Annotated in this window: 23 protein-coding genes and 2 pseudogenes; 13 read left to right on the top strand and 12 right to left on the bottom strand. The window is 71.9% G+C overall.

Features of this window, described 5'->3' with window-relative positions:
- Positions 1 to 97: 97 nt before the first annotated feature.
- The 4 genes from GA0115240_RS26960 (at position 98) to GA0115240_RS26945 (ending at position 3,050) form a co-directional block, all read left to right on the top strand.
- A complete protein-coding gene (locus GA0115240_RS26960) occupies positions 98 to 754 on the top strand; it encodes a TMEM175 family protein (RefSeq protein WP_093740554.1) in 657 nt (218 codons plus the stop codon).
- Between the two features lie 30 nt (positions 755 to 784).
- A complete protein-coding gene (locus GA0115240_RS26955) occupies positions 785 to 1,303 on the top strand; it encodes a hypothetical protein (RefSeq protein WP_093740552.1) in 519 nt (172 codons plus the stop codon).
- Between the two features lie 246 nt (positions 1,304 to 1,549).
- Positions 1,550 to 2,395 carry a TIGR03621 family F420-dependent LLM class oxidoreductase gene (locus GA0115240_RS26950; protein WP_093740550.1) on the top strand — a complete coding sequence of 282 codons (846 nt, stop codon included), beginning with the start codon at positions 1,550 to 1,552 and terminating at the stop codon, positions 2,393 to 2,395.
- 154 nt (positions 2,396 to 2,549) lie between these two features.
- On the top strand, positions 2,550 to 3,050 hold the full coding sequence (locus tag GA0115240_RS26945; RefSeq protein ID WP_093740548.1) for a carboxymuconolactone decarboxylase family protein: 501 nt from the start codon (positions 2,550 to 2,552) through the stop codon (positions 3,048 to 3,050).
- Positions 3,051 to 3,191: 141 nt separating this feature from the next.
- On the opposite strand, the gene GA0115240_RS26940 is transcribed toward GA0115240_RS26945, so the two are convergent.
- Together GA0115240_RS26940 and GA0115240_RS26935 are read right to left on the bottom strand one after the other, a co-directional pair.
- On the bottom strand, positions 3,192 to 3,908 hold the full coding sequence (locus tag GA0115240_RS26940; protein WP_093740546.1) for an isocitrate lyase/PEP mutase family protein: 717 nt from the start codon (positions 3,906 to 3,908) through the stop codon (positions 3,192 to 3,194).
- 187 nt (positions 3,909 to 4,095) lie between these two features.
- The gene (locus GA0115240_RS26935; RefSeq protein WP_093740544.1) at positions 4,096 to 5,535 is read right to left on the bottom strand and encodes a MocR-like pyridoxine biosynthesis transcription factor PdxR; all 1,440 of its coding nucleotides are present in this window, start codon (positions 5,533 to 5,535) and stop codon (positions 4,096 to 4,098) included.
- A gap of 558 nt (positions 5,536 to 6,093) precedes the next feature.
- On the opposite strand from GA0115240_RS26935, the gene GA0115240_RS26930 reads away from it, so the two are divergent.
- On the top strand, positions 6,094 to 6,873 hold the full coding sequence (locus tag GA0115240_RS26930) for a transglycosylase SLT domain-containing protein (protein ID WP_093740542.1): 780 nt from the start codon (positions 6,094 to 6,096) through the stop codon (positions 6,871 to 6,873).
- A 70-nt stretch (positions 6,874 to 6,943) separates the two neighbouring features.
- Here GA0115240_RS26930 and GA0115240_RS26925 read toward each other — a convergent pair whose 3' ends face one another.
- Positions 6,944 to 9,262: a SpoIIE family protein phosphatase gene (locus GA0115240_RS26925; protein WP_161302482.1), complete on the bottom strand. Its 2,319-nt coding sequence runs from the start codon at positions 9,260 to 9,262 to the stop codon at positions 6,944 to 6,946.
- Between the two features lie 400 nt (positions 9,263 to 9,662).
- Here GA0115240_RS26925 and GA0115240_RS26920 point away from each other — a divergent pair, with 400 nt between their 5' ends.
- Both GA0115240_RS26920 and GA0115240_RS26915 read left to right on the top strand, forming a co-directional pair.
- Positions 9,663 to 10,211 (top strand): MarR family winged helix-turn-helix transcriptional regulator, encoded by a 549-nt coding sequence (locus GA0115240_RS26920; protein WP_093740538.1) that lies wholly within the window; start codon positions 9,663 to 9,665, stop codon positions 10,209 to 10,211.
- A 184-nt stretch (positions 10,212 to 10,395) separates the two neighbouring features.
- The gene (locus GA0115240_RS26915) at positions 10,396 to 11,118 is read left to right on the top strand and encodes a type 1 glutamine amidotransferase domain-containing protein (RefSeq protein ID WP_093740536.1); all 723 of its coding nucleotides are present in this window, start codon (positions 10,396 to 10,398) and stop codon (positions 11,116 to 11,118) included.
- A 15-nt stretch (positions 11,119 to 11,133) separates the two neighbouring features.
- Here the strand turns inward: GA0115240_RS26915 and rph are convergent, their stop codons facing one another.
- The 3 genes and pseudogenes from rph to GA0115240_RS26900 form a co-directional block, all read right to left on the bottom strand.
- On the bottom strand, positions 11,134 to 13,746 hold the full coding sequence (rph, locus tag GA0115240_RS26910; protein WP_093740534.1) for a rifamycin-inactivating phosphotransferase: 2,613 nt from the start codon (positions 13,744 to 13,746) through the stop codon (positions 11,134 to 11,136).
- Positions 13,747 to 14,113: 367 nt separating this feature from the next.
- Positions 14,114 to 14,493 (bottom strand): annotated as a pseudogene (locus GA0115240_RS26905) (AraC family transcriptional regulator); the annotation flags it as partial.
- A 9-nt stretch (positions 14,494 to 14,502) separates the two neighbouring features.
- Positions 14,503 to 16,932: an ATP-binding SpoIIE family protein phosphatase gene (locus GA0115240_RS26900; protein WP_093740532.1), complete on the bottom strand. Its 2,430-nt coding sequence runs from the start codon at positions 16,930 to 16,932 to the stop codon at positions 14,503 to 14,505.
- 228 nt (positions 16,933 to 17,160) lie between these two features.
- Between GA0115240_RS26900 and GA0115240_RS26895 the strand changes: the two genes are divergently transcribed.
- A complete protein-coding gene (locus GA0115240_RS26895; RefSeq protein ID WP_237555232.1) occupies positions 17,161 to 18,084 on the top strand; it encodes a CDP-diacylglycerol diphosphatase in 924 nt (307 codons plus the stop codon).
- Here GA0115240_RS26895 and GA0115240_RS26890 read toward each other — a convergent pair.
- Genes GA0115240_RS26890 through GA0115240_RS26880 form a run of 3 tightly spaced genes read right to left on the bottom strand, consistent with a single transcriptional unit; the run spans position 18,075 to position 20,460 of the window.
- Positions 18,075 to 18,716: a nucleoside 2-deoxyribosyltransferase gene (locus tag GA0115240_RS26890; protein ID WP_202451780.1), complete on the bottom strand. Its 642-nt coding sequence runs from the start codon at positions 18,714 to 18,716 to the stop codon at positions 18,075 to 18,077. The genes GA0115240_RS26895 and GA0115240_RS26890 overlap by 10 nt on opposite strands.
- On the bottom strand, positions 18,713 to 19,456 hold the full coding sequence (locus GA0115240_RS26885; protein ID WP_093740530.1) for a class I SAM-dependent methyltransferase: 744 nt from the start codon (positions 19,454 to 19,456) through the stop codon (positions 18,713 to 18,715). The genes GA0115240_RS26890 and GA0115240_RS26885 overlap by 4 nt, the downstream gene beginning before the upstream one ends.
- Positions 19,457 to 19,467: 11 nt before the next feature.
- Entirely contained in the window at positions 19,468 to 20,460 is a 993-nt protein-coding gene (locus tag GA0115240_RS26880; protein WP_202451779.1) for a thymidylate synthase, read from the bottom strand.
- Positions 20,461 to 20,816: 356 nt separating this feature from the next.
- Here GA0115240_RS26880 and GA0115240_RS26875 point away from each other — a divergent pair, with 356 nt between their 5' ends.
- From GA0115240_RS26875 to GA0115240_RS26865, 3 genes are all read left to right on the top strand, one after another.
- Positions 20,817 to 21,893, top strand: a complete 1,077-nt coding sequence (locus GA0115240_RS26875; protein WP_093740528.1) for an alcohol dehydrogenase catalytic domain-containing protein — start codon at positions 20,817 to 20,819, stop codon at positions 21,891 to 21,893.
- 79 nt (positions 21,894 to 21,972) lie between these two features.
- A complete protein-coding gene (locus GA0115240_RS26870; protein ID WP_256069997.1) occupies positions 21,973 to 22,614 on the top strand; it encodes a hypothetical protein in 642 nt (213 codons plus the stop codon).
- Between the two features lie 244 nt (positions 22,615 to 22,858).
- Complete coding sequence (locus GA0115240_RS26865) at positions 22,859 to 23,263, top strand: FxsA family protein (protein ID WP_161302480.1); 405 nt, start codon at positions 22,859 to 22,861, stop codon at positions 23,261 to 23,263.
- A 41-nt stretch (positions 23,264 to 23,304) separates the two neighbouring features.
- Here the strand turns inward: GA0115240_RS26865 and GA0115240_RS26860 are convergent.
- A pseudogene (locus GA0115240_RS26860) lies at positions 23,305 to 23,842 on the bottom strand (helix-turn-helix domain-containing protein); the annotation flags it as partial.
- Positions 23,843 to 23,919: 77 nt separating this feature from the next.
- On the opposite strand from GA0115240_RS26860, the gene GA0115240_RS26855 reads away from it, so the two are divergent.
- Both GA0115240_RS26855 and GA0115240_RS26850 read left to right on the top strand, forming a co-directional pair.
- Entirely contained in the window at positions 23,920 to 24,636 is a 717-nt protein-coding gene (locus GA0115240_RS26855; RefSeq protein WP_093740522.1) for an SDR family oxidoreductase, read from the top strand.
- An 11-nt stretch (positions 24,637 to 24,647) separates the two neighbouring features.
- On the top strand, positions 24,648 to 24,989 hold the full coding sequence (locus GA0115240_RS26850) for a transposase (RefSeq protein ID WP_093740572.1): 342 nt from the start codon (positions 24,648 to 24,650) through the stop codon (positions 24,987 to 24,989).
- 6 nt (positions 24,990 to 24,995) lie between these two features.
- Here GA0115240_RS26850 and GA0115240_RS26845 read toward each other — a convergent pair whose 3' ends face one another.
- A complete protein-coding gene (locus GA0115240_RS26845) occupies positions 24,996 to 25,508 on the bottom strand; it encodes an SUKH-4 family immunity protein (RefSeq protein ID WP_256069996.1) in 513 nt (170 codons plus the stop codon).
- A gap of 77 nt (positions 25,509 to 25,585) precedes the next feature.
- Positions 25,586 to 25,781 (bottom strand): hypothetical protein (locus GA0115240_RS37710; protein WP_218087440.1); only part of this gene is annotated, 196 nt, incomplete at its 5' end.

The following is a 25,781-nucleotide window of genomic DNA, read 5'->3' as shown; positions in this document are numbered from 1 at the left end:
GTGGACCCGGCGTGGCGGCGGGTGATCTACTGACTCGCCTCGGGGACGCCGGACCGTACGACGTCCACCGCGCCGCGATCGAGGGGGACGGGTCACCGTGGCCAACGAACAGGACTTCGACGCCCGCGCCGCCGACCGGCTGATCCTCTTCTCCGACGCGGTGGTCGCGATCGCCATCACGCTGCTCGCCCTCGAACTCCCCGTCCCCGGCGGGCACACCGCCGCGGAGTTCTGGTCCTCGGTGCACGACCACGGTGACCACTATCTGGCGTTCCTGATCAGCTTCTACGCCATCGCCGCGTCCTGGGGACAGCACCACCGCATCTACCGCGCCGTCGAACGGACCGATCCCCGGCTGCGCAGCATCAACATGTCCTGGCTGCTGATGATCGTGCTGAACCCCCTCGCGACCAAGATGCTCACCACCGAGGGCGACGACACCCTTACCGCGCACGCCCTGCGGTTCGGCTTCTACGCGCTCCTCCAGGTACTGGCGGGCGTCGCGCTCCTCGCGGCGTCGCATCATCTGAGCACCCACCAGTTGCGTGCCGACGGTGCCCGGTCGCCGTTGGCGGGCGGCGGCTGGGACCACCTCTACGGCGTCATCACCGGATTCGGCCTGTCCATACCGGTCTTCTTCGTCACCTCCTACGGGTGGGTGCTGTGGTTCGCCGCACCGCTCCTGATCGGGCGGGTGTACTTCCCGCTGCTTCAACGGCAGCGCGCACGGGAACAACGTCCCCAGGACGTGTGACGGGCGGGGGCACGGATGCCGCGCACAGGGTTGGGAGACCTCCGACTGTCCGGCGCGCGCAGCGTGTTGGCCCTGGTGGTCTTCGTGGCGGCGCTGCTGGCCGGTACGGTCGGGGCGCTCGTGGTCAGCGTGCCGGACCTCGCCTACGCCGCACGGTGGGAGGGGACTCCCGGCGTGATCACCATCCGGTCCTGCGCGGACGTCGGCGCACCGCGGGAGCGGCACCGCCGGTGCGAGGGAACCTTCCGGTCCGACGACGGCGCCACGGTGGATCCGGCCGCGGCGATCTCCCAGCGTCTGTCGCCGGGCGCGGTGTTCCCGGTGCAGCGGACCCACGCGGGCGGCTACGTGAGGGTCGGAGTCGCGGCGTTCTGCGGCTGGCTCACGGTGGCATTGCTCGGAGTGACGATGGCCGGCGCCCTCGCGGCGACCGCCGCGGCGCTGGCCCGCCGCTCCTTCCCGCGTGGCAGCGGAGCGGCGCTTGCGGCCCTCGGCGGGACGGCCCTGCTCTCCGCCCTGGTCAGCGCGATAGCCGGGGCCGTGAGCTAGCGTCCGGCGGGGCGGACCCCGCACGACGGCGGCCCGCACCGGGCTGTTCGCCCGGCGTTTCCGTGGCGTTCCCTGATGCCCGAAACCCGGGTGACTTTCGCCACCTGGAGTGAACACAAGAGCGCCGCGGCACGTTGTATGGACAGGGCTGTTCCGGCCCACCGGCTCAGCCGCCCGGTCGCTCAGCTCTGTGTCCGCCGCCCACCCGCTCAACCGCCCGCCCGCTCATCCGCACGAAGGACTGTCATGACCCAGCAGCACCCGTTCCGTTTCGGTGTCAGCCTGTTCACCGCCGGCTCCCGGTCCGTCTGGCGCGCCCGCGTGCGCGAGGCCGAGGACCTCGGCTACGACGTGATCCAGGTCGCCGACCACCTGGGCCTGCCCGCGCCCTTCCCGGCGCTGGTGGCCGCCGCCGACGTGACGAGCATCCGGCTCGGCACCTTCGTGCTCAACGCCGGCATTCTCAGCCCCACCTACCTGGCCCGCGATGTCGCCGCCGTGCACCGCCTCACCGACGGCCGCCTCGAGCTGGGACTCGGCGCCGGCTACGTCCCGGCCGAGTTCGAAGCCGTGGGTCTGCCCTTCGGCACCCCGGGGGAGCGACTGCGGAATCTGGAGACGACCCTGGCGGCGACCCGCGAGCTGCTGGCCGCGGAGCCCGACAGCCCCAAGCCGCCGATCATGCTGGGCGGCGCCGGCGACCGCATGCTGGGCCTGGCCGGCCGCGAGGCCGACATCTTCAGCTTCTCCATCATGGCGGGAGTGACACCGGGCCTGGCCCCGGAGGACGCCCTCGCCCGCCGCGTCCAGGTGCTGCGGGACGCGGCCGGCGACCGCTTCGGCGACATCGAGCTGAACCTCTTCGTCGCGGCCGTGGGCGGGAGCACCGACCAGGTCGACCTCACCATCATCCGCCAGGCCAGCGGCCTCGACGACACCCAGCTCGGCGAGCTGCCCGGGGTACTGGTCGGCTCGCCGCAGGAGATCGCGGACCGGCTGCTGCGCTACCGCGAGCAGTTCGGCGTCAGCTACATCAGCGTCCTGGAGCCCCACATGGCCGCCTTCGCCGAGGTGATCAAGCACCTGCGCTGATCCGGCGTGCGGGCGCGGGGGCCGGGGCGCGGGCGGATGGCGGGGGCACCCGCGGGGCCGGCCGGCTGCGGTGTGGCGAGTGCCGAAGTGGCCCACGATTTCCGGGCGAGAATGGACCAGTGCAAGGGTCCACTTGTTGCGTAGCGTTGCCGGTATGACGACCAACGACACCCCCGCGGAAACCGAACACCTCCCCGAGCACACGCAGCGGCTGGACTGGATGAAGCTCGCGCCCGAGGTCTACAAGGCGCTGATCCGTCTCGACACGGCAGCCCGGCGCGGTGTCGAGCCGGCCCTGCTCAACCTGGTGAAGATCCGGGCCTCCCAGATCAACCACTGCGCCTTCTGCCTGGACATGCACAGCAAGGACGCGCTGGCCGCCGGCGAATCGGCGACGCGGATCATCCAGCTCAGCGCCTGGACCGAGGCGAAGCACTTCTACACGGCCAAGGAGATCGCGGCGATCGAGCTGACCGAGGCGATCACGGTCCTCACCGACGCATTCGTCCCGGACGAGGTGTACGCGAAGGCGGCGGCGGAATTCGACGCGACCGAACTCGCCCACCTCATCGGCGCGATCACGGCGATCAACGCGTTCAACCGCTTCGGGGTGTCGACCCGGATGATCCCCGGCCACTACACGCCGGGCGTCTAGCACGGCGATCCCCGCAGCACCCCGTTTCCCGCGCCACCCCGATTTCCCGCACCACCCGAACCCCCGCACCACCCCGAAGGTCGAAAGCGCCTTCGGGGTGCCCGGCCGGGGCGTTCGGGTCAGCGGCGGTGGCACCCGCCCTCACCCGCGCAGCCCCGCCCCGAGTGCGCCGGTCGCCTCGGCCGCGTGCCGCTGCATCCCCGGACCGAAGGTGATGCGCGTCGCGCCCGCCCGTGTCAGCTCGGCCACCGATTCCCGGTCCGGCCGGGCGGCCATGTTGATGGGCCCTTCGATGCCCTCCCGCAGCGCGGGGAAAGCCTCCAGCGGTGCCAGCAGCGGGTACACGCAGTCCGCGCCCGCGGCCACGTACAGACGGGCCCGCGCCACCGCGTCGGCCGGATCACCCGTGCCGAACAGGAAGGTGTCGACCCGTGCGTTGATGAAGAGGGCGTCACCCGCCGCCGCCCGTACCTCGGCCAGCCAGTCCGCGTGCCGTTGCGGGTCCTTGAGGGTGCTGTGCCCCTCGGAGTCCTCCAGATTGCAGCCGACGGCGCCGGCCTCCAGCAGCCGCCCGACCAGTTCGCCGGGAGCCAGGCCGTAGCCGCCCTCGATGTCGGCGGACACCGGCACCGGGACGGCCCGGACGATCCTGGCCACCGCGGCGAACATCTCCTCAGGCGGGGTCGAGCCGTCCGCGTAGCCGAGCGAGGCGGCGATTCCGGCGCTCGGGGTGGCCAGCGCGGGGAAACCGGCGTCGGCGAGGGCCTGGGCGCTGGCCGCGTCCCAGGGCCCCGGCAGGACGAGGGGGTGGCCGGTGGTCCGGCCCTGGTGCAGGGCGCGGAAGGCGAGGGCGGTCATGGTTGCGGTGCTCCCGAGGGGGTGATGAGCCGGTGGTGGGCAGGGCGGCGGAGGACGGCGGGTTCCTCACAGTACGCGTCCAGTGGTCCCGATCCACGGACCATTTCCCGCTCGGATTCATGGGCCACTTCTCCGGCTGTCCCCCGTCCCGGGACCGGACCGGGGACCCACCGCCGGTCGGCCCCGCCTACGGCATCACCCTGCACAAGGCTTCGAGCGTGCCCGCCCACGCGCTGTCCGACGGCGCCGCGTAGTTGACCACCAGTGCGTCCCGCACGGCCGACCGCCCTGCCGAGCCCGCCTCCTCGTAGCGGAACTCCGCCATCCCACTGACCGTCAGGCCCTGCCGGGCCGCGGCCCGGACGACCGACCGCTCGGTCCCGGGCGGCAGTTCGACCACCGCCTGCAGGCCGCCGGCCATCCCGCTGACCCGGACGCCGGGCGCGTTCCGTGCCAGCGCCGCGACCAGTTGGTCGCGGCGCCGCCGGTAGCGCAGCCGCATCGAGCGCACCTGGCGGTCGTACGCCCCCGACGCGATGAACTCCGCGAGCGTCAACTGCTCCAGCGCGCTCGACATCCACTCCGCGCGCCCTTTGGCGGCCACGATCCCGGGCACCAGTTTGCCCGGCACCACCATCCAGGCCAGGCGCAGCCCCGGCGCCAGCGCCTTGCTCGCGGTGCCGAAATACACCACCCGCTCCGGGTCCAGGCCCTGCAACGCGCCCACCGGCTGGCGGTCGTAGCGGAACTCCCCGTCGTAGTCGTCCTCCAGGATCCAACCACCGGTGGACCGCGCCCAGTCGACAGCCGCCGCACGCCGATCCGAACGCAGCGCGACCCCGGTCGGGAACTGGTGCGCCGGGGTCAACAGCACCGCGCCGACGCCCCGCAGCCGGGTCAGATCCCCGGTACGCGCGCCGTGTTCGTCGACGGGCAGAGCCGGGATACGCAGCCCGGCACCGGTCAGCACGTCGCGGTGGACATCGAGGCCGTACGACTCGACCGCCACGGTCCGTACCCGCCGCTGCCGGAGGGTGTGGGCCATCAGCATCAGACCGTGGCGGAATCCGGAGCAGAGCACGACCCGGTCCGGCTCGGCGTACACCCCGCGGGCCCGTGCCAGGTAGTCCGCCAGGGCGGTACGCAGCTCCACCCTGCCGAGGGCGTCACCGATGCCGAACGCGTCGTGCGGCGCCGCGGTCAGCGCGCGGCGGGCCGCGGCGAGCCACTTCGCGCGCGGAAACTCCGCGAGGTCCGGCGGACCCGGCAGCAGGCCGTACTGGGGAGGGCCGGGGGCCGTCGCCGTGCGGGCGGCGGCGGGCGCGGCCGTACGGGGCTCGGTCCGCCGGGCCACCTTCGTCCCGGAGCCCTGCTGGGCGGTGAGCCAGCCCTCGGCGACCAGTTCGGCGTAGGCCTCGGTCACGGTGTTGCGGGCGATCCCGAGATCACCGGCCAGCGAACGGGACGACGGCAGCCGGGTGCCGGGCGCGAGACGCCCGGTGCGGACCGCCTCCCGCAGGGCGTCGGTGAGTCCGGCGCGCAGACCGGGTCCGTTCAGGTCGAGATGCAGGTCGGTCCCGAACGTGGAGGCGGGCGCGGCCGGGGAAGTGGCCCGGGAATCCGTCATGGGATCGGATCCTATCCCCATGCCAATCGGCCGGTCGGCACCCCACGGACGGGTCGCTGACCAGCGGGAACATCGAAACAGCGCGAACGGTCGTTATCGCATGGACAGCGAGCGGCGACCGGGAGCACCGGGGCGCGCCGCTCAGGCCCGTCGCGCCGCGAAGCCCACCTAAGCACCACCGTCCGCCCGCCGGCCGGAGGCCCGCCGGTAGGGGCGGTGGCCCGAGCCGGTGGCCCGAGTCGGCGGCCCGAGTCGGCGGCCCGGGCGGAAGGCCCGGAAAAAGGGCCCGGGCGGGGGCTGGAAAGCAGCCACATAAAGCGCATTAGGCATGACGCAAAGCGACACCGACGGCGCCCCTTCGTGATTCGGTCCATAGGACGTGCGTCACATACAAGGCTGCTTAGTACCGCGCCGCCCCACCCTACAACGCGATGCGCGGACCATTCGGCCGCTCTTCCGGATCCGGCTACGAAGCACATTCGTAGACGAGGTCTTTGACCCCTGAATCGGAAGCGATTAAGAATTCACGGGTCCGCTAATGGAAGAGGTAAGTCTCGTATGCAGCTCCCCACGATCCCGAACAAGCTCCCCATGTCCTCCACGTTCAACCGGCTGTCGCAGAAGCAGAAGATGACGACGGCCGGCGCACTCGCCGCCACCGCCCTCGTGCTGTCAGTCACCGGACTGGAAGCCACGGCCGGAGCGGGTTCGGCGAGCGCGGCGAGCGCCCCGACCGGGTCCTCCGTCTCCGCCCCCCAGCACGTCGCGGCGCTCACCGCGCCGTCCGGCACGGCCGACCCCGTCACGAAGACCGCGACCGGGGCCACGCTCACCATGAAGACCGTCGTCGTGCCGACCGCGCACACGATGGCCGCGAAGCCCACTGCCGACAAGCACGCCCCGGCCAAGGCGGCCGCCAAGGCCAAGCCGGCCAAGCACGCCGCCGCGCACAAGGCCGCGGCACCCGCCCACGCCAAGAAGGTCCACGCCGCGCCCCGGCCGGCCGTGAAGACCTACCCGAACGACCTGGACGGCTGGATCCGGCAGTCGCTGGATATTCTGCACGCCAAGGGAATACCGGCCAGCTACAGCGGTATTCACCGCAACATCATGCGTGAGTCGAGCGGTAATCCGAACGCGATCAACCTGTGGGACATCAACGCCAAGAACGGAATTCCGTCCAAGGGCCTGCTCCAGGTGATCAACCCGACGTTCAACCGCTACCACGTGGCCGGCACGTCGTGGAACATCTACAACCCGGTCGCCAATATCACCGCGGCGTGCAACTACGCCGCCGACCGGTACGGCTCGATGGACAACGTGAACTCCGCGTACTGATCGGCCGCGCCTGACAGGCCGCACCGGTAGAAAAGGGCGGCGGGACCTCACCAGGTCCCGCCGCCCTTTCTCATGTCGGTTCGGCGGCCGGTTCCGCCGGTTCCGCCGGTTCTCCCACGGACTGCTCGGCCCAGACCGTCTTGCCCTGCGGGTGGTAGCGGGAGCCCCACTGCTCCGCGAGGGTCGCCAGGATGAACAACCCCCGACCGTTCTCATCGACGGTGCGCGCGTGCTGCACGTGGGGAGCACTGGTCGCGGCGTCGCTGACTTCGCAGGTCAGCACACTGCCGAGGATGAGCCGCAGCCGCAGCGGCGGGGCGCCGTGGCGCACGGCGTTGCCGACGAGTTCGCTGACGATCAGCTCGGTGGTGGACGCCGTCTCCTCGTCCACCCCCCATACGGCCAGCTGGTCGCGGGTCGCCTTCCGGGCGATCGGCGCGGCCTCGGCGTCCGCGGGCAGGTCGCGGGTCAGCACCCGGTCGCGGGGCAGTGCCTTCGTGCGCGCCAGGAGCATCAGCGGTTCGCCGGCGCGGTGGCCGACGCCGATCGCCGCGGCGACGCGGTCGCACCGGTCCTGGAGCGGCCCGCTGCCCGCGCCGTCCAGGAGCGGGCGCAGCGGACCGGACGGGGCCAGCACCTGGTCGGCGACGACGGTGGTGCCGATCGCGAGCACGGTCCCGGCCGGCAGGTCGACGGTCGCCGCCGGGAACGGGCTACTGCCCGGTCCGGCGAGCGGGGGACCCGGGGTGACCGGCAGGCTGGCGGCGGCGCCGTCGGGAAAGACGGCGAGCGGCTCGGCCATGCCGGCCCGGGCGATCGTGCAGGTGAGATCGACGGGGTCGTAGATCGCGACGGTACAGCTCGCGGTCAGCGGCTCTTGATCCTTGAGATCCGCGGGGGCGTAGCCGGCGGCCAGTCGGGTCGCGGTGTCGTTGAGGCGGGCCAGCAGCTCGTCGGGCCGCAGGTCCATGGCGGCGAGGGTGTGGATCGCGGTCCGCAGCAGGCCCATGGTGATCGCCGTGGTGATGCCCTCCCCGGTCACCTCGCCCACGACCAGCGCGGTCCGGGCGCCGGGCAGGGCGATCGTGTCGGACCAGGCGCCGCCGCCGTCGGGGTTCGGCAGGTGCAGCTCGGCGGTCTCCAGGGTCGGGTGCCCGGCCGGCTCCCGCGACAGCAGCCGGCGCTGGACGGTTCGTGCGACGACCCACTCGCGCATGTACCGGGTCACGTTGTCGATGCACAGCGCGGCGTGCGCGCACATACCGGACGCCACGGTGAGGTCGTCGTCCTCGAAGGGATCGGCGTGCCGGTCGCGGTAGAAGCTGACCACCCCCATGGCCCGGCCGTGCAGGACCAGCGGCGCCACGATCAGGGAGTGCCCGCCGCACCGCCGGATGATCTCGGCGCGGACCGGATCGGCGGCCAGCCACGGAGTGTCGTCGTCGATCGGGAGCAGTCGGGGCCGGAGATCGGCCAGCACGTGCGAGAAAGGGGTGTCGGCCGGCATCGGGCGCACCTCCCCGACCGGGTAGGCCGGGTCGGGGCCCGCGAAGGCCGCCCGCCGCAGGGGGATGTCCTGCGGGACCGGCACCTGCGGCGGCTCCTCGCCGCGCACGATGTCCTCGATCACCTCGACGACCGCGGTGCTGGCGAAGGCGGGCACGGCCGCTTCGACCAGCTCCCGGCAGACGGCCCCGAGGTTGAGTCCGCGTCCCACCTTGTCGCGGACCGTGTCGAGGAGGGCCAGGCGTTGCTGGGCGTTCTCGCGTTCGGTGACGTCGACCTCGGACGCCACCAGTCCGAGCACCTCGCCGTCCGGGCCCTCCAGCCGGAAGTAGGACACCGAGTGGGTACGCCGCCCGGGTCTGCCCGTTGACCTGACGCCCCGGACGAGCCGGTTCACCACCGGCTCACCGCTCTCCAGAACCCCGCGCGCGACGGCGGTCTCCTCCTCGGACCCCGCGCCCTCGAAGACCTCGGTGAAGCGCCTGCCCACCACATGTCCCACCGGCAGGCCCCGCTTTCCCCGGCGGGCGGTACTGGCCCGGACCAGGCGCAGCCGGTCGTCCAGGACGTGCAGTCCCACCGGGGCCGGTGCGAACAGGTCCTTCAGCACCGCCAGGTCCCGGCCCGGCACGGCGTCGCCCGCCGCGAGCACCCGCCACATCACGGAGGTGCCGCGCAGCAGCGGCTTGACCAGCACCGGTGTGGCTCGCGCGGACTCCTCCCGCCGCTGTTCGTCGCCGGCTGCGACCTCCGGCAGGAGCGCGGTGACCTCCTGGCCGAGGGCGTCCTCGGTGGACCAGCCGAGCAGTTCCGCGGCCGGACGCCCCCACTCGATCACCCGGCCGCCCTCGTCGATGAGTACCAGCACGTCATCGCCGGGCATGGGCATCCACCTCCACCCCGATCCCTGCCCGCCCCGCGCCGACGCCAGGCCCCACCGCCCCACACCTGCACCGATCGGCCCAGCCCCCCGGCCCAGCCCCGCCGGCCCGGGCGGGGACGGCCGGGTTCATCCCCGCCCGACGACCAGCTCGTGCGTTCCGGTGACCTTGCCGTCGGGGCGCGGTTCCGACGTTCATGCGTCGGTTTCACCGCGAAGGACTCCGTCGCGGCGCCGGCGGTTGCGGTCCACCGCGGGTCCGCGGCCGTACCCCCTGAGCGGCCGGGGGAGGACGCGGCCCGGGGGACGACGTCCCGCAGCCGAGAGATCGCCGGCGCACGGGCCGCCCCCGGCGCCGGGGATACGATGACGGCGTGCCCACCGGAGCCGAAAGGCGGAATTCGTGTCCCCGACCCATGAGACGCCGGGGGGTTCGCGCTTCGGGTCGCCCGACCCGCGGCGCGTAGCGGCGGCCTGGTCCGCCGAGCTGGACGGGCTGGATGTCTCCCCGTTCCTGATCGGCTCCGCGGTGCAGCGGGTGGCACGTCACTTCGAGCGCGCCTTCGTCCGGCTCACCCGCGCGTACAGCCTCGGCCCCGGCGAGATGCGCGTTCTGCTGGTGCTCGGGCGGTCGGCGCCGACCTACGCGGTGAGCCCGACCGAGCTGTTCCGGCAGCTGCTGATCACCTCGGGTGCGGTCAGCAAGCAGATCGACCGGCTCGTCGACGTCGGGCTGGTGACGCGGGTGGCCGATCCGGATGTCCCGCGCGGCCTGCTGGTCCGTCTGGAGCCCGCCGGCAAGGAGATCGCCGACGCGGCCATGCGGGAGATCTGCTCCTCCCGGTACAGCGGGCTGGAACAGCTCGACCAGCAGGAGATCCAGGCGTGTCTCGACATGCTGACCCGGTTGCAGCAGCTGGTCGAGGAGTCGGACGCCGACGCCCGGCCCTGACGCCCGCCCGGCCCTGACGCCCGCCCGGCCCTGACGCCCGCCCGGCCCTGACGCGCTCCGGCCGTTCCCGCGCTGTCTCCCGTAGCTCCGCCCGCCGCTATACCTTCCATGGAAGCTATCTTCCATGGAAGGTATAGGCTGGAGCGGACGCTCTCATTGCGAGCCCTGACGGCAGGAGATATTCATGGCATCCGTACTCATGGTGCTGACCTCGGCGAAATTCTGGAGCCAGAAGGACGGCACCCAGCGCCCGACCGGCTTCTGGGCCGAGGAGTTCGCCGTACCGCACCGCGTTCTCACCGAGGCGGGAGTCGACCTCACCATCGCCACCCCGGGCGGCCTGCCGGCTGTCGCCGACGAGCTCGGCCTGTCCCTGTCGGCCAACGGGGGCGACGCCGCCAAGGTCGCCGACCTGCGCGACTACCTGGACTCGGCGAAGGACCTGCTGGCCGCCCCCGTGCGGCTGGAGGACGTCGATCCCGCGGACTACGACGCCGTCATCATCCCCGGCGGCCACGGCCCGATGCAGGACCTCGCGGTCAATCCGGACATCGGCCGCATCCTGGCCGCCATGCTCAACGACCCGGCCAAGGTCGTCGCCTCCCTGTGCCACGGCCCGGCCAGTTTCATGGCCGCCGGCCAGGACGACGGCAGCTGGCTCTTCAAGGGACGCCGGCTCACCGCCTTCACCGACGCCGAGGAGAAGCAGGTCGGCCTCGCGGCCAACGCCCTGTGGCTGCTCGAAGAACGACTGCGCGGTGCGGGCGCCCTCTTCGAATCCGGACCCGCCTGGTCCTCCTACGTGGTCGTCGACGGCAACCTCGTCACCGGCCAGAACCCGGCCTCCGGCGAAGCGGCGGCCACCGCCCTGCTCAAGGAACTCGCCGCCCGCACCGCCGCGGCCTGACCCCGGGTCGGTCGGTCACGACAGGATCTCGACGTACCCGTCGGTTCCGTGCACCCGGATCCGCTGCCCGTCCCGGATCAGCCGGGTGGCCCCCTCCACGCCCACCACCGCCGGCAGGCCGTACTCGCGGGCGATCACCGCGCCATGGGTCATCAGACCGCCCACCTCGGTCACCATGCCCGCGATGCCGACGAACAGCGGCGACCAGCTGGGGTCGGTGAACGTCGTGACCAGGATGTCGCCCGCTGCGAGATCGGCCCGTCCCAGGTCGAGGACGACCCGGGCCCTGCCCTCGACGGTCCCGGCGGAGACCGGCAGGCCGATCAGCGCGCCGGCCGGCACGTCGTCGCGCCGGTACGCGCCGGTGACGGCCTCGCCGTCCGAGGTGAGCACCCGGGGCGGTGTGAGCGCGTGGTACGACCGGAACGCATCCTTGCGCCGCCGGACGAGCCGGTCGTCCACCCGGTTCGAGCGCACGACCCCCTGGAGTTCCTGGAAGGTGAGGAAGAAGATGTCCTCCTCATCGGCGAGCACGTCCGCCCGCACGAGGCGCCCGGCCTCCGCCAGCAGGGCCCGCTTGTACACGAAGTAACGGCTGATGATGCCGTACTTCGGGTACTCCCGGTATCCGATGAAGGTGCGGACCCGGGCGATCATCCGCGCGGCCTCGTCGGCCTTCCGGTCCCCGTCCGGCAGGGCCCGCAACCGGGACAGCACGTCCTGTTCCTTCGCCAGCGCCTTCTGCCGCCCCTGCTCGAAGCGCCGCTCGGCCGCGCCCGGCTCGAAGTTCCTGACGTGGTCGAGGATGAGGGGCACAAGCGTGGCCGGGCGCTCGCGCCACCGCGGCCGGGTGATGTCGATCTCGCCCACGCAGCGCATGCCGTACCGGTCGAGGTACGACTCGATGGCGTCGCGCGCCGCGGCCCCGCCGGCGAGCTTGCCCAGCTCGTCCAGGAAGCCCTCGTCCTCGACGCCCCGCAGGAAGGCCACCACCTCCGGGTGCGGGCGGATCACGTCCGCGACGTCGAGCAGCGCCAGTCCCATCTGCGAGGTGACGTTCCCGGGGGCGGACAGCGTGAGCGTGTCCGCCGCGTTCTTCTCGCCCAGCCACTCCAGCAGCGTGTCGTTGAGCCACCAGGTGGCCTCCATCCCCGCCATGATCGCCTGCAGGTTCAGCGGATCACGCAGGACCCGCTTGTGCTCCTCGAAGGCCGCGAGCAGGAAGTCGAACAGCGCCGGTCCGGTCTTCGTCCGGATGTCGCGCTCCAGGGCGGCGATGGACACCTGGCTGCGCTCGATCAGCCCGGTGACGAGGGCCGGATCGGTCGCGATCGGCGTGGGCGCACCACCGGCGGGCGCGCGACCGGCCGGTGGGCCGCCGGGACCCGCGTCCGTAAGCGACGGGACGAAGTCGTCGCGTTCGAGGACGGTCTCCAGAGCGTCCCTGACCAGCGGATCGCCTCTCCCCATCACCTCCAGGAGAGCGGCGCGGCTCGCGGGCGAACCCAGCCGCCGGGTGACGTCGACGAACAGCCTGCCGCCGGCCTCGTGCATCGGGGCCATCGCCGTCAGCTGCCACATGGAGAGCCCCAGCGGCTTCATGGGGTCGGTCATCATCTGCTGGTGGCCGACGGAGACATAGACGTGATGCTCGCGGTCGCCGGCCTCGGGGACGGGGAACAGCGTCGTGATCGGCCGGCTCTGGACGATCTGGAAGCCGTCGTCGGCCAGGCACCACTCGATGTCCTGCGGCCGGCCGAAGTGCGCCTCGATCCGCCGCCCGAGCCGCACCAGCCGCACCACCTGCTCATCGGTCAGCGCCGGCTGCTCCTGCCGCCCCGCGTCGATCGCCACTTCCCGCGTTCCGCCCGCCGCCACGGCCTGAACGGCCCGCTGTTTGGCGGCGATCGCCTTGCCGACGACCACGCCGTCGCGGACCGTGAAGACGTCCGGGTTCACCGCGCCGGAGACCAGGGCCTCGCCGAGGCCGAAGCCGGCGTCCACGGTGGCGACCGTCCGGTTGCCCGTGACGGGGTCGGCCGTGAACAGGACGCCGGCCGCCTCCGGGAAGACCATCCGCTGCACGACCACGGCCATCGCGACCGCACGGTGGTCGATGCCGGCACGCCGGCGGTAGGTCACCGCCCGCTCGGTGAACAAGGAGGCCCAGCACCGGCTGATGTGCCGGAGCACCGCCGCCGGCCCCACGACGTTCAGATACGTGTCCTGCTGGCCGGCGAAGGAGGCCGTCGGCAGATCCTCCGCCGTCGCGCTGGATCGCACCGCGTAAGCGCCCTGCTCGCCGAGCCGGCCGAGCGCGCGGGTGATCGCCGCCGCGAGATCGTCCGGGACGGCGATCCCTTCGACGGTCCGGCGGATGTCCGCGCTGAGCGTGCCGATCGTCTCCCGGTCGTCCGGGTCCAGGCGCGCCAACTCATCGAGCCGGTCGCCGATCGACGGCGCTTGCGCCATGACCCGCCGGAAGGCGTCCGTCGTCACGCAAAAGCCGTCCGGCACGCGGATGCCGTCGATCCGCGACAGCCCGCCCAGGTGCGCCCCCTTGCCGCCGACGACCGCGACCTGCGTTTCGTCGACCTCGCGAAGGCCCACCACGTACTGCTCGATCACTGCGCTACCTCCGAGGCGGCCGTACTGCGTCGCACGGCACCGGCCGGTCGGATCACCTGCGCCGCCGACCGGGTCGAATCTCCTGTGGGGCACCGGTTGTGGCCACGGCCGACGATTCTGCGCCACCACCCGGGTCTTGCCGCAAGCCCCCCGGTGCGCTATACGTTGAGAGTGGCAAGGAGAGCACTCTCCTTGCCTTTGCTGTTGTCTGCCGCCGTCCGCGGCGGGGAGACCACGGGCCGCGCCCGCACCCGAGCGGTGATCACCGCCGTCCTGCCCGGCGGCGCGCAGGGCAGGACGCCGGTCGGAGCGGGCAGGGTCCGACGCAGGCCGGCGGCCTCCTGACCGGGGGCGCGCCGAACTGGCGGCGGGCCACGTCCTCGACCCGGAAGGGCTGCGCGTAGTGCTCACGGATCCACCGCACTGCCCGGGAGACATGGCCGAGACTGCTGTCGGCCAGGCCGAGTTGGCGTACCGTCGCGCCCTGCCCGCCGGTGATCAGGCGCCACAGGATCTCCCGCTTGACCAGCGGGGCCAGTACGGCCCGGTCGCGCGGCTCGTCGAGCAGGAGCAGCAACCGGACCACCGCGTCCAGCAGTTCGGCCGGCGCGTCGGCGACGGCGATTCCCGACGGCGCGCCCCCATCCGATCGTGCCCGGCGCGGTATTCGTACACCCGATGGGCCAGGGCGAGGCGTTCGGCGCCCTGGGCGATGAGCGCCAGCACCGTGCCGGACATCATCGGGGCGGAGAACGGTCAGGGGGCTGGGACGACCGGGACCGGCTGGCCGGTGCGCCCGTCGAGGGGTTGCTCGGTCCAGATCGTCTTGCCCCGCCGGCCGTAGCGGCAGCCCCAGCGGGCGGTGCACTGGGCGACGAGGAACAGGCCGCGCCCGCCCTCGTCCATCGAGCTGGCCCGGAGCACCCGGGGCTGGGTGTTGCTCGGATCGGACACCTCGCAGATCAGCACCGAGTCGTCGCGGAGCAACCGCAGCCGGACGGGGCCGCCGGCGTAGCGTGCGGCGTTGGTCACCAGCTCGCTGACCACCAGTTCGGTGGCGGATGTCAGCTCGTCGAGGTCCCACGCGGCGAGCTGGCGGGCGGCGGTCTGCCTGGCCTGCGCCACCGCCGACAGATCCGCCGGGAACTCCCAGGCCGCCACGTTGCGGGAGGGGACCGGGCGGGTCCGGGTCAGCAGCAGCGCGATGTCGTCGCGCGGCGGCTGCTCGTCCGCCTCGGCCACCAGCGCCTCGCCGATCTGCTCCAGAGCCCGGCCCGGCACGGACAGGGCGCGCAGCCGCTCCTGCAACCGTTCCAGGCTGTCCGTGGCCTCCCGCAGCGACCGCAGACCGAACAAGCCGTCGGTGAACATGGCGATCAGGCTGTCCGGTTCCACGTCCACGACCCTGCCCTGGAAGGGCACGCCCCCGACCCCGAGCGGCGGTCCCGGCTCGACGTCGACCAGCTCCGAGGTGCCGTCGGGCCTGACGACGACCGGGGGCGGATGTCCGGCGCTGGCGAAGACGCACTGGCGGGTGGTCGGGTCGTAGACGGCATACAGGCAGGTCGCCCCGACCGAATCCCCCTGCTCCTCCGGGGCCTCGGCGGCAAGCTGCTGGACGAGGTCTTCCATGTGGGCCAGCACTTCGGCGGGCTCCAGCTCCAGGTTCGCGTAGGTCTGGACCGCCGCACGCAGCCGGCCCATGTTCGCGGCCGCGCGCAGTCCGCGGCCGACCACGTCCCCGACAACGAAGGCCACCCTGAGGGACGGCAGCGTGATGACGTCGAACCAGTCGCCGCTCGGCTCCCAGCGGCCCCCGGCGGGCCGGTACACCCCGGCCGTCCGCGCGGCGGGCGTATCGGTGACGGGCCGGGGGAGGAGTCGCTCCTGCAAGGTGAGGACCGCGTTGCGTTCACGGGCGAAGCGGCGGGCGTTGTCGATGCCGAGGGCGGCCCTCGAACTGATCTGCGTCAGCAGTCCCGCCTCGGACGCGTCGAAGGGGCGGGGCTGCCCGACGCGCCAGACGGTCACCGCTCCCAGGAGCAGACCACGCGCGAACAGCGGGGCGACGACCACCGAGTGGGCGCCGTCCGGGACCCATTTCTCCACGCTCGCCTCGCCGGCCCATTGCAGGACTTCGTCGCGGTCGAGGACGACGGTCTCGCCCCGCTGGACCCGCTCGAAGGGCGAGCTCTCCCGCAGGACGGGGTACCGCGATCCGCGGGGCAGCAGTTCGCCGGGCCACACCCCGGTCGAGGAGGCGGTCGCCATCCGCACCAGCGCCGTGTTGTCGCCCGGGACCAGGGGAGGCTCGTCCCCCCGCAGCACGGACGCGGCCAGGTCGACGATGCTCAGGTCGCCGAATCCGGTGACCGCCACGTCCGCCAGCGCCTGCGCCGTGCAGCGCAGGTCGAGGGAGAAGCCGATCCGCTCGGCGGCGTCGTGCAGCAGGTCGAGATGGTCACCGACCCGCTGCTGCTCGGTCACGTCGTGAGTCATCGTGACCACCCCGCTGGGGGCGCCGCCAGCGTCCTGCAGGCGGTACGCCGTCAGTGACAGGGCCCGCTGCAGGTCGGGGACCTGCCGGAACCGCACCTGCCGGACATCGGCCACCACCGGGATTCCGGTATCCCGCACCCGCCGCAGCGACGCGTCCGCGTCAGCCGCGTCCTGCGGGGACAGGATCATGTCCAGTCGGCTGCCCGCGGGCACGGCCGGGGCGCCGACGATCTGCGGCCCGGCGTTGTGGAACACCAGGCCGAGATCCATCCCGCGGACCGCGACGGCGACGCGTCCCTGGGTGAGGACCGTCCGCAGCAAGGACGTCCCGTACCCCCACGCACGCGTCTCGGCGGCGTCGGCGAACAGCACCGCGCTGGCGGTGCTGTCCTCGGTCAGCGGCACCGTCCACAGGTCGACCTCGATACGTCCCCGGTCCCCGCGGCGCAACTCCACCCTGCCCTGGCGCGGCACGCCCGCCGCCGCGGTGGTGGGGACCGAGTCCGTGCCCGGCGGGGCGTACAGGTCCTGAAAGCGGTGACCGCAGACACGGGAAGCGGGCCGGTCGAGCAGCCTGGCGGCCTGGGACGACCACCCGGTGACGACACCCCGGCCGTCCACCACCGCAACGGCCAGCGAATTCACCACAAAGCCCTGATCGCCGGGGCCACCGACCGGCAGATCCATTGCAGCTCCCCACGGACGACGGAGTGCATACCCGTGCTTTCCACGCTACGGGATCGGTCGCCGAAAGGCTTCTCGGCCGTCGTGCCCACCCATTCGGTCGATGGGCAAGCGGCTTTCCACCGCCTACCCTGTGAGCGATCAGCGAGGGAACACAACCGGGCGAGATAAACCCCTTCTCGCTCATGGCCGGTAAATCCAGAGCGGCGGTCATCGCCATGGAGATCACACATGACTGACCACAAGAATTCCCCCGAGGTGTCCCGGCGTCAATTCGTCGCGTTCACCGGCGCCATGGGCGCGGCCACCCTGCTGGCCGGTGCGGGAACGTCCGGGAGCGCCGCCGCGGCCGCCGACCCGCTGCGCGCCGAGCTCTCGCCCGACTCCTGCCCGACCGCCCCTCCCGGCGCAGGCCCGGCCTCCTGCCCCCCTGCCGCGCTGCAGCCCCTGTGCGGCAGCCCCACCGACAATGATCCGCTGTGGAACGATGTCCGCTACTGCACACAGGGGACGACCCCGCCGCCCGGGCAGTCCAAGCCCGACTGCCTGAAGGTCACCCCGCATTACGTGGTGCTGCACGGAAAGCCCGAGAACCACCACAATTATCTGCTGCTGCCCAGTTGCCGCATCACCGGCATCGAATGCCCGTTCATCGAGACCGCCGGGGCGGAGAACTACTGGAACGACGCATGGCAGAACGCGCGGAGCGGGGGCAGCGTCCCCGTGCAATACGCCGACATCGGACTGGGGATCAACTCCAAGGACGCCCGCTTCTTCAACCAGTTGCATATCCATATGGCCGGCATTCGTGCCAGCACACAGCGGCGGCTGCAGGAACTCGAAATGATGAACCGCATCGCCCCCCAGCCCGCACAATGGGGCTCCCCGGCCTACCAGGTGTCCATCTCGGGCCCCCAGGGCTCGGGCGATCGCACGTACCGGGCCCTCAAGCTGCCCAGCCTCGGCCAGAATCTGTTCCGGCTGCTGCAGCAGTACGTGGTGGCGCCGCAGGGGCTGGACATGGCGCGTCAGACACTGATCGTGGTCCCGAAGATGACCACCGCCGGATTCGCCGGGACCTTCTACGTCCTCAACAGCGACAATTCGCTGCACGACGGCACGAGCACGTGCGACCACCTGCTGGTCTACGCCTGAGCCGGCCCGGGACCGGTGACGGCCGGGGAACCGGCCCGCTCCGGCAGCGGGGACCCCTGGTCGCCACGCCCCGCCGCGAAGAACGCGCGGCGGGGGTGCGGTCCGGGGCGCAGGGACGCGGGGGCGCTGTCAGGCGCCCGCGGCGGCGGTTCGGTCGGCTGCCCGGCCAGGCGCCGCACGGCGTCCAGCACGTCCGCGGTGAGGGATCCGGTGTCGCCGACGGTGAGGTAGGTGACGTCGGCGACGGTGTGCAGGCCGCGGACGAGGAAGGCGTAGTCCCGGCCCTCTTCGAGCAGGAGCACGATCGGTTTGCCCATGGCGGAGGCCCAGCCGATCTCGATGTGGGTGCCGGGGGACGCGGGGTGGCCGGGGAAGGCGATGAAGACGCTGCTGGCGGCGATCTCGTCGTAGTCCAGCCGGGTGCACTCGTCCGGGGTCAGGAACTTCGCCCCCCACGATTCGCGGCGGTGGGCGTTGTGGACCTGGTAGCCCGCCGCCTCCAGGCCCTCGATCAGCGCCTCAAACCGGGCGCGGGCCCGGGTGTCCATGGCGCCGTCGGTGTCGACGAGCGCCTTGAAGGGACCGCCGAGGAAGATGCTGCGGGTCTGCCGAACGGCCGCTGTAGTGGTCACTGTTTGACTCCCGAGACGATGAGAAAGGGCGGACGGGTCGCCTCGGCGGCGTTGTCGCCGGGCAGGGCGGAGGGATCGGTGAGCAGGGGCTCCTCGACGGTCAGGTCGCTGAAGCCCGCCTCGGAGAGGACATCGAGGTAGGTCTGGCGGGGCCAGTGGTGATCGATGAGTTCCAGCGGATCACCGCCCCCGGGCTGTTCGAGCAGGACCCGGCGCCGCTCCCCGGGGCCGTAGCTGCGACCGGGCTCGCCGCTGCGGAAGGTGGAGAAGCGGACCCCCGTGGTGCCGGGGTTGGTGTCGAGCACCGCGTAACGGGCGCCGGGGCGCAGCACGCGGTGGATCTCGGCGGCGATCTCGCTCAGGAGCGCGACGTCGCCGACGTTGATGAACACGTAGCAGGACATGGCCGCGTCCACGGAGCCGTCGGCGAGGAACGTCAGCTTGCCGCTGTCGATCTCCCGGTAGTCGACGCGCGGGTGCGGGCGGCGACTGCGGGCGATGTCCAGCATCCGGGGCGAGATGTCGGCCGCCACCACCCGGGCGTCGCAGGCCGCGGCGATCCGGGCGGCGACCTTGCCCGGCCCGCAGCCGTAGTCGAGGACGGTGCGGACGGCCGGCGAGCCGATGCCCACGGCGGCGAACACCGCGGGGTAGCCGATGAGGCGTTCGGGCAGGTCGTCGTAGGCGTCGAAGCCGTCGGCCACGCCGACGGTGTCCTTCCAATGGGTGCTGGTCGTCATCGGGGTGCCTTTCAGCCGGCGACGGGAGCGGGGGCGATGCTCGGCCAGCGCTGTTCGACCAGGGCGCGGTAGAGCGGGGACAGCAGAGCCAACTGGTGCTCGCCCACGGCCTCCTGCTGCCGGATCCGGCGGTGCACCTCGAACAGGACGAGGACCTGGGACCAGTAGTCGGGCAGCCCGAGGCCGGCCGGATCGGCCGGGAGCGTGTGCCGGCCCAGCCGCAACTGCTCCTCGACGGCGAGCACTTCACGGACGTACGGCCAGTTGTCGCCGGCCGGCATGGCGGGGAAGTCCCAGGCCGGGGCTTCGTCGGCGGCCGGATCGGCCAGCACCTCCACGGCTCGTGCGTGGTCCGGGTCGTAGAGGTGCAGGGATCCGACCTGGTGGACGTACGAGCCCACAGCGACGCCGAGTTCGCGGGCGAGCATCTCCTGGAGGAAGGTGAAGGAGAACACGTCGCTGGTCATCCCGCGGTACACGTCGTTGGCGCGCATGAAGCCGACGCCGTGCAACACCCCTTCGCGCAGCAGGAACTGCAGGCCGAGGGTGCAGGAGACATCCGGATTGCCGGCCACCTGGAGTTCCTCGCCGCGGAAGATCTGGATGACGGCGCGCTTGGAGTCCGGGTCGTCCCGGAGCGTCTCCACCACGGCCGGCCACTGGTCCGGGCGGCCCTCGGCGGCGCCGAACAGGGCCCGGCCGTAGGCGGTACCGGTCAGCCGGTGCCCGTCGGCGGAGTACTTGCGGATGCTGGGGGCGTAGTAGCCGATGAAGTCGAGGTCGTCCCGGCCCGCCAAGTACCACAGGGCCTCAGCGAAGTTGAAGACGATGTTGACGCGACGGGCGGGTACGAACGGCACCCGTTGATCCGCCCGCGCGAGACGGAACCGGACGCCGAGCTGCTCGCGGCTGGCGTAGCCGCGCGGAGCGTTCCGGTAGGCGGGGTCGTCGATCAGCCACCGCAGCATCTGCGGGTAGGCCTGATGAAAGGTTTCGAAGTCCACGGCTCGCTCTCTGGGACAATGATCCACACAAGTCGGAACATACCGGGCGAGGTCTCCTGGTTTCCGCGGTGTCCGCCACCCCGGAAAACCGCCCGCCGACGGCGAATGCCGCAGGTCGGAGGCGCCAGGCCGTCCGCCGGAACGGTGACGCCGAGCCCGGGCCCTGACATGCCGATCGGTGCGGCCACGTCCAACCATCGGGTGAACCTTCGCCCGCGCCGACGGGTATAGCCGCAGGTCAACGTCAGGAGAAACGTCAATCCGGCTGCGGGCGCGACGGAGAGGGCGCAGCCGCCGTGTGACGATCCCGGAACGGAGACCGCCGAAACGTCGGCGGACGGTTCGCGGAGGTGTCGATGGCCAGCGATGTCACGCCGGTCACGTCGGTCACGTCGGGTACGTCAGTCACGCCGGTCATGTCCGCTGCGGTGCTGCGGGCGCTGGGCAAGCCCCTGGAGACCGAGGTCCGGCCCCGCCCCGTGCCGGGACCCGGGCAGGTGCTGATCCGGGTCCGCGCCGCCGGGCTCTGCCACACCGATCTCCACCTGACCGACGGCTCCGCCGTCACCCCGCCGCTGCCCATCGTGCTCGGCCACGAGATCGCCGGCGAGGTCGCCGAAGCCGGCGAAGGGACCGCGGTCCGGCCCGGGGACCGGGTCCTGGCGTACTACTACGAAGGCTGCGGGCGGTGCGGCTGGTGCGCGGAGGGCTCGGAGAACCTCTGCCCGAGTCCGGCGGCCAAGGTCGGATTCGATTCCGACGGAGGGCTCAGCGAATACCACCTGGCGTCGGCCCGCCGCCTGGTGCCGATCGCCGACAGCGTCGCCTTCGCCGAGGCCGCGGTCCTCGGCTGCTCGGGAACCACCGCCGTGCGCGCCATCCGCTGCGTGGCCCGGGTCGCGCCGGCGGAGACCGTCGCGGTGATCGGCGCCGGCGGCGTGGGGCTGGCCGTCGTCCAGGTCGCGGTCGCCGACGGAGCCCGCGTCATCACCGTCGACCCGCACGGCCCGAGCCGGGAACAGGCCCTGCGCTATGGCGCGGACACCGCGCTCGACCCGGCCGCCACCGACCCGGTCGCCGCCGTCCGCGCGGCGACCGGGGCAGGCGGCTGCGACGTGGTCGTGGACACGGTGGGCAGCGAACACACTCCCGGCCAGGCGGTGCGGATGGCCCGCACCCGGGGCCGCGTCGTCCTCGTCGGCTACACGGGCCGGCCGGCCGCCCTGGACGTGCTCGACATCGTCGTACGCGAAACCGAGATCCGCGGCTCCGTCGGCGCCACCCTCGCCGACGCCCACACGGTCATGGAGATGGCCGCGAGCGGCCTCATCCGGGGCTGCGTGGAAGCCGAATACCCCCTGGAACGGGTCAACGAAGCGCTGGCCCGTCTCGCCGAGGGGGGCGTGACCGGGCGACTGGTCGTCACTCCCTGACGGGGGGCCGCGCGCCTGCGGGGCATCCGCCTGCCTCATCTGTCCGAGACGGTCGGCCGCGGCACGTAGCGTCAGGGGTGTGAAGGACGTGCGCGTGGTGCTGATCGGCGGAACGTCGAACGCGGGGAAATCCGCTGTGGCCGAAGTGGTGGCCGACCGGCTCGGATTCGACTGCCGTTCCACGGACGGCCTGGCACGCCACCCCGGCCGGCCCTGGCCGACACCGGGGTGGGATGTTCCGCCGCACGTCGATGAGCACTACCGATCCCTCACGGTCGACGAACTCATCAGCTCCGTACTCGACCACTACCAGCGGCTGTGGCCCCGCATCGAGGAGCTGATCGCGGCGCACGCCGACGCGACAACGGGCCGCGCGGGCCTGGTACTCGAAGGATCAGCACTGTGGCCGACGAGAGTCGCGAACCTCACCCTGCCGCACACGGCGGCGGTATGGCTCACCGCGGACGAGAGCGTCCTGTCCCACCGCATCCACGCGGCCGGCCACTACGAGCAAAGGCCCGCCCCGAACCGCTACCTGATCGACAAGTTCCTGGCCCGCACCGTGCGATACCAGACGCTCATGCTTGACGCCGTCGGGCGGCTGGGCCTGGACCACATCGACGCGGGCACCGGCCGCCCCGTCGAAGAAGTAGCCGAAGCAGTGCTCCTCGCGTCGGCGAGGCAAGGAAAGGTGGGACGGGCAGCCGTCGACACCGTCTGAAACGATCGGCGAAGGGGCGTGGCGGACGGCCTCGGCCGTCGCCCAACAGCTCCGGTCAGATCGTCCCGGCGCGGTGAGTCCGGGCGGCACTGAGGTGACGTCCTGACGAGGAGGGGATACCCACAGTGATGGCGATCTGCTTCGAGTGACCGTCTCCTCAGCATTGCGCCACACTGGAGATATGACTTCGACCACTATTCCACCGATACATCATGAATTGTCCAACTCGTCGAAGCGACGGCGTTTGACAGCCCATGCGCTGGCGGCGCTGGGGGTCGCCGTCTGGGTGGGGCTGGAGATCTGGGCGATGATCGTGGTGGCCTATGCCACCAACGGCTTCGTGGTGCTGCTCATCCTGCTGGCGGGATACCTTCTCGGCGCGGGCGTGGCCAGGCGGGCCGGACTCGGCAACTGGGACGACATGACGGCGACCCTGAAGCGCCTGCGGCGTCGCCGGCCCGCGCCCGAAGGCGAGCAGAGCGCGACCGCGCCCCGCAAGCGGCCGATCGACAGCAAGAGCGGCCTGCAACTGCTGGGCGGCCTGCTGCTGATCATCCCGGGCTTCCTGTCCGATGTGGTGGCCCTCGTGGTGCTCTTCCCGCCGGTACGCAAGCTCATTGGCGCCGCGACCGGCGGGGCGCGCCGCTAGGAACCCTCCCGCCGGTCCGTTCGGCCCGCCGGGATTGGCGCCCGCGGCGCGTGCCACCAGTATGTGCCCGGACTCCTCAGCGCCGGAGCTCTCGTGCATCCCACCTCGGCCCAGGAAGCGGCGCCGGGCCAGGTTCGTCGTACCGTGTCCGAGATCGCCGCCGAGCAGTGCCTGGGCCAGAGCGTTCCAGGCAATGACGCCGTACGCCGCGTCAGTGACGATGGCACCGGTCCCCGGCAACCGTTCCAGCATCCGGGCCACATGCGGGCGCACCCGCCGCATGGCGCTGATGCCGGGGGGCACGCTCGACCCCGCCCGGCGGAACAGGTGACCGCGCTCGGCCGGCGTGAGTCGCAGCGCCTGGGCCAGCGCGTCCAGGATCCCGGCCGACGGCCTGGGCCCGCGGGCCTGCTCCAGCCGCGCGTAGTAGTCGACCGACATATGGGCCAGCTCCGCGACCTCTTCACGGCGCAGGCCCGGTGTGCGGCGAACGGTGCCGGTCTGTGTCAGGCCGATCTCGTGCGGACGCAGCCGCGCCCGGCGGTCCCGCAGGTAGTGGGCCAGCTCCTGCCGTGCCATACCGCCTCCCGTTCCTCCCGTTGCCAGGTACAGGCTGTCCCTGGCAGGGCGCCCGCGATCACGGAACCCTGGTGGCCATGAATGAACGCACAGCGCTGGTCACCGGTGCCAACAAGGGCATCGGCAAACATATTGCCCGGCTCCTCGTCGCGGAGGGACTCACGGTGTACGTGGGCGCCCGCGACGCCGGTCGCGGGCAGCGGGCCGTCGAGGAGATCGGTGCCGGCGCCCACCTGCTGATCCTCGACGTGAGCGATCCCGACGGCATCGCGAAGGCCACGGCGAAGGTGGACCGCCTGGACGTCCTGGTCAACAACGCCGGGGTCGCGCTGTCACTCGCGCCGCCGGCCGAAACGGATGCCGAGGAGTTCCGGCGCACCTACGAGACCAACGTGTTCGGGCTGGTGGCGGTGACCAATGCCTTCCTGCCCGCCTTGCGCCGGTCGCCGCACCCCCGCATCGTCAACATCTCCAGCGGTACGGCATCACTGACGTGGAGCGCGAACCCCAACCCCCAATTCACCCCGGGAAGCGGCGGTGCCGCCGCCTATCGGTCGTCCAAGGCGGCCCTCAACGCCCTGACCGTCCTTTACGCCCAGACGCTGGCCGAGGACGGCTTCAAGGTCAACGCGCTCGCCCCCGGCGCGCGCGCCACCGATCTCACCCCTCGGGCCGCGGCTCTCGGCGGCGACCCGGTCGAGGCCGCTCAGGGCGCCCTCCACCTGGCCCTGCTCCCGGACGACGGCCCCACCGGCGGTTTCTTCTCCTGGGACGGAACACGCGTGCCCTGGTGAAGCACGCGGGCATGCGCGACTTCCGCGACCTGATCGTCCGCGCCCGCATCCAGCTCGGCGGCCCGATTGTCCTGGTCTGGGACAACCTCCGCCTGCACCTGACCGCTGACATGCGTGCGTTCATCGAGACGAACGGCGAGTGGCTCACCGTGTTCCACCTGCCCACCTACGCTCCGGGCCTCAACCCACAGGAGGGCATCTGGTCACTGGTCAAACGCGAGATCGGTAACCTCGCCGCCGCGGACCTCACTCAGATCACCCGAGCCGTGAAACGTCGGCTCAAGAGGATCCAGTACCGTCCAGAACTCGTCGACGGCTGCCTCGAAACCACCGGCCTGGCCCTGGAGGACTGACGTGACTCATTCCTCCTCCCAGTTCGCGTAGTCGCCCATCGCCACGTCATCGCACAAGGTCTCCCACAACCCGTTGTCTGCAAGTGCGGTGGCATCGAGAGCAGCGAGGAGCCGACGAAGCTCGTCCGCCACCTCCTGGAACCTGCCCTCCTCGTCTTCCTCGTAGAACGGGAAGCGGGCGATGATGCCCGCGACGCACCGGTGGAAGGCTTCGAGGTCCCTGTTCACATGCCAGCCGGTCGCGGACCCGATCTTGGGGATCTGCACGACGCGACGCGAAGCCACATCGACGCCGAGCCCACCGAACAGGCCACTGGACCCAAAAACGACCACCCCGCTCTTACCGATCCCGTCCAGAAGCGTCGCCTCAGTCAGCGGTTGGTACTCATAACCGATCAGCCCTGCTGGGACGCCGACTTCCCGCAGATCAGCGGCGATCTCGGCAGGCACCCCTGGTGAGCAGCCGATACGGACCACGGCGTACCGGGGCAACGGCAACGGCGGGAAATCTTGAATCACGCGAGCATCATCCTCGTGCTCCGGCCACACCGGGAAGGCGCGAGCTGGCCCCTGCCACCCTGCGACGGGCCCCGACATCACTCAATCAAGTTCAGTAGCAGGACGGGGGCGCCCGCGGATCGGGGTTGGGCCGTTCGAGGGTTGGCGCGGATGACGGCTTTGAGTGGTGGGCCTGCCTCCTCGACGTGAGGGGAATGGGCATGGTGCAGCAGTTGGTGCAGGGGAGGTTGATCGGGGCGGGTGGCGGGCTGGTGATCGGCCGCCAGCGGCAGC

The organism is Streptomyces sp. DvalAA-14 (assembly GCF_900091855.1).
GTDB lineage: Bacteria > Actinomycetota > Actinomycetes > Streptomycetales > Streptomycetaceae > Actinacidiphila.
The sequence above is the reverse complement of the archived record's forward strand: the minus strand, read 5'-3'. Positions and strand labels throughout refer to the sequence as shown.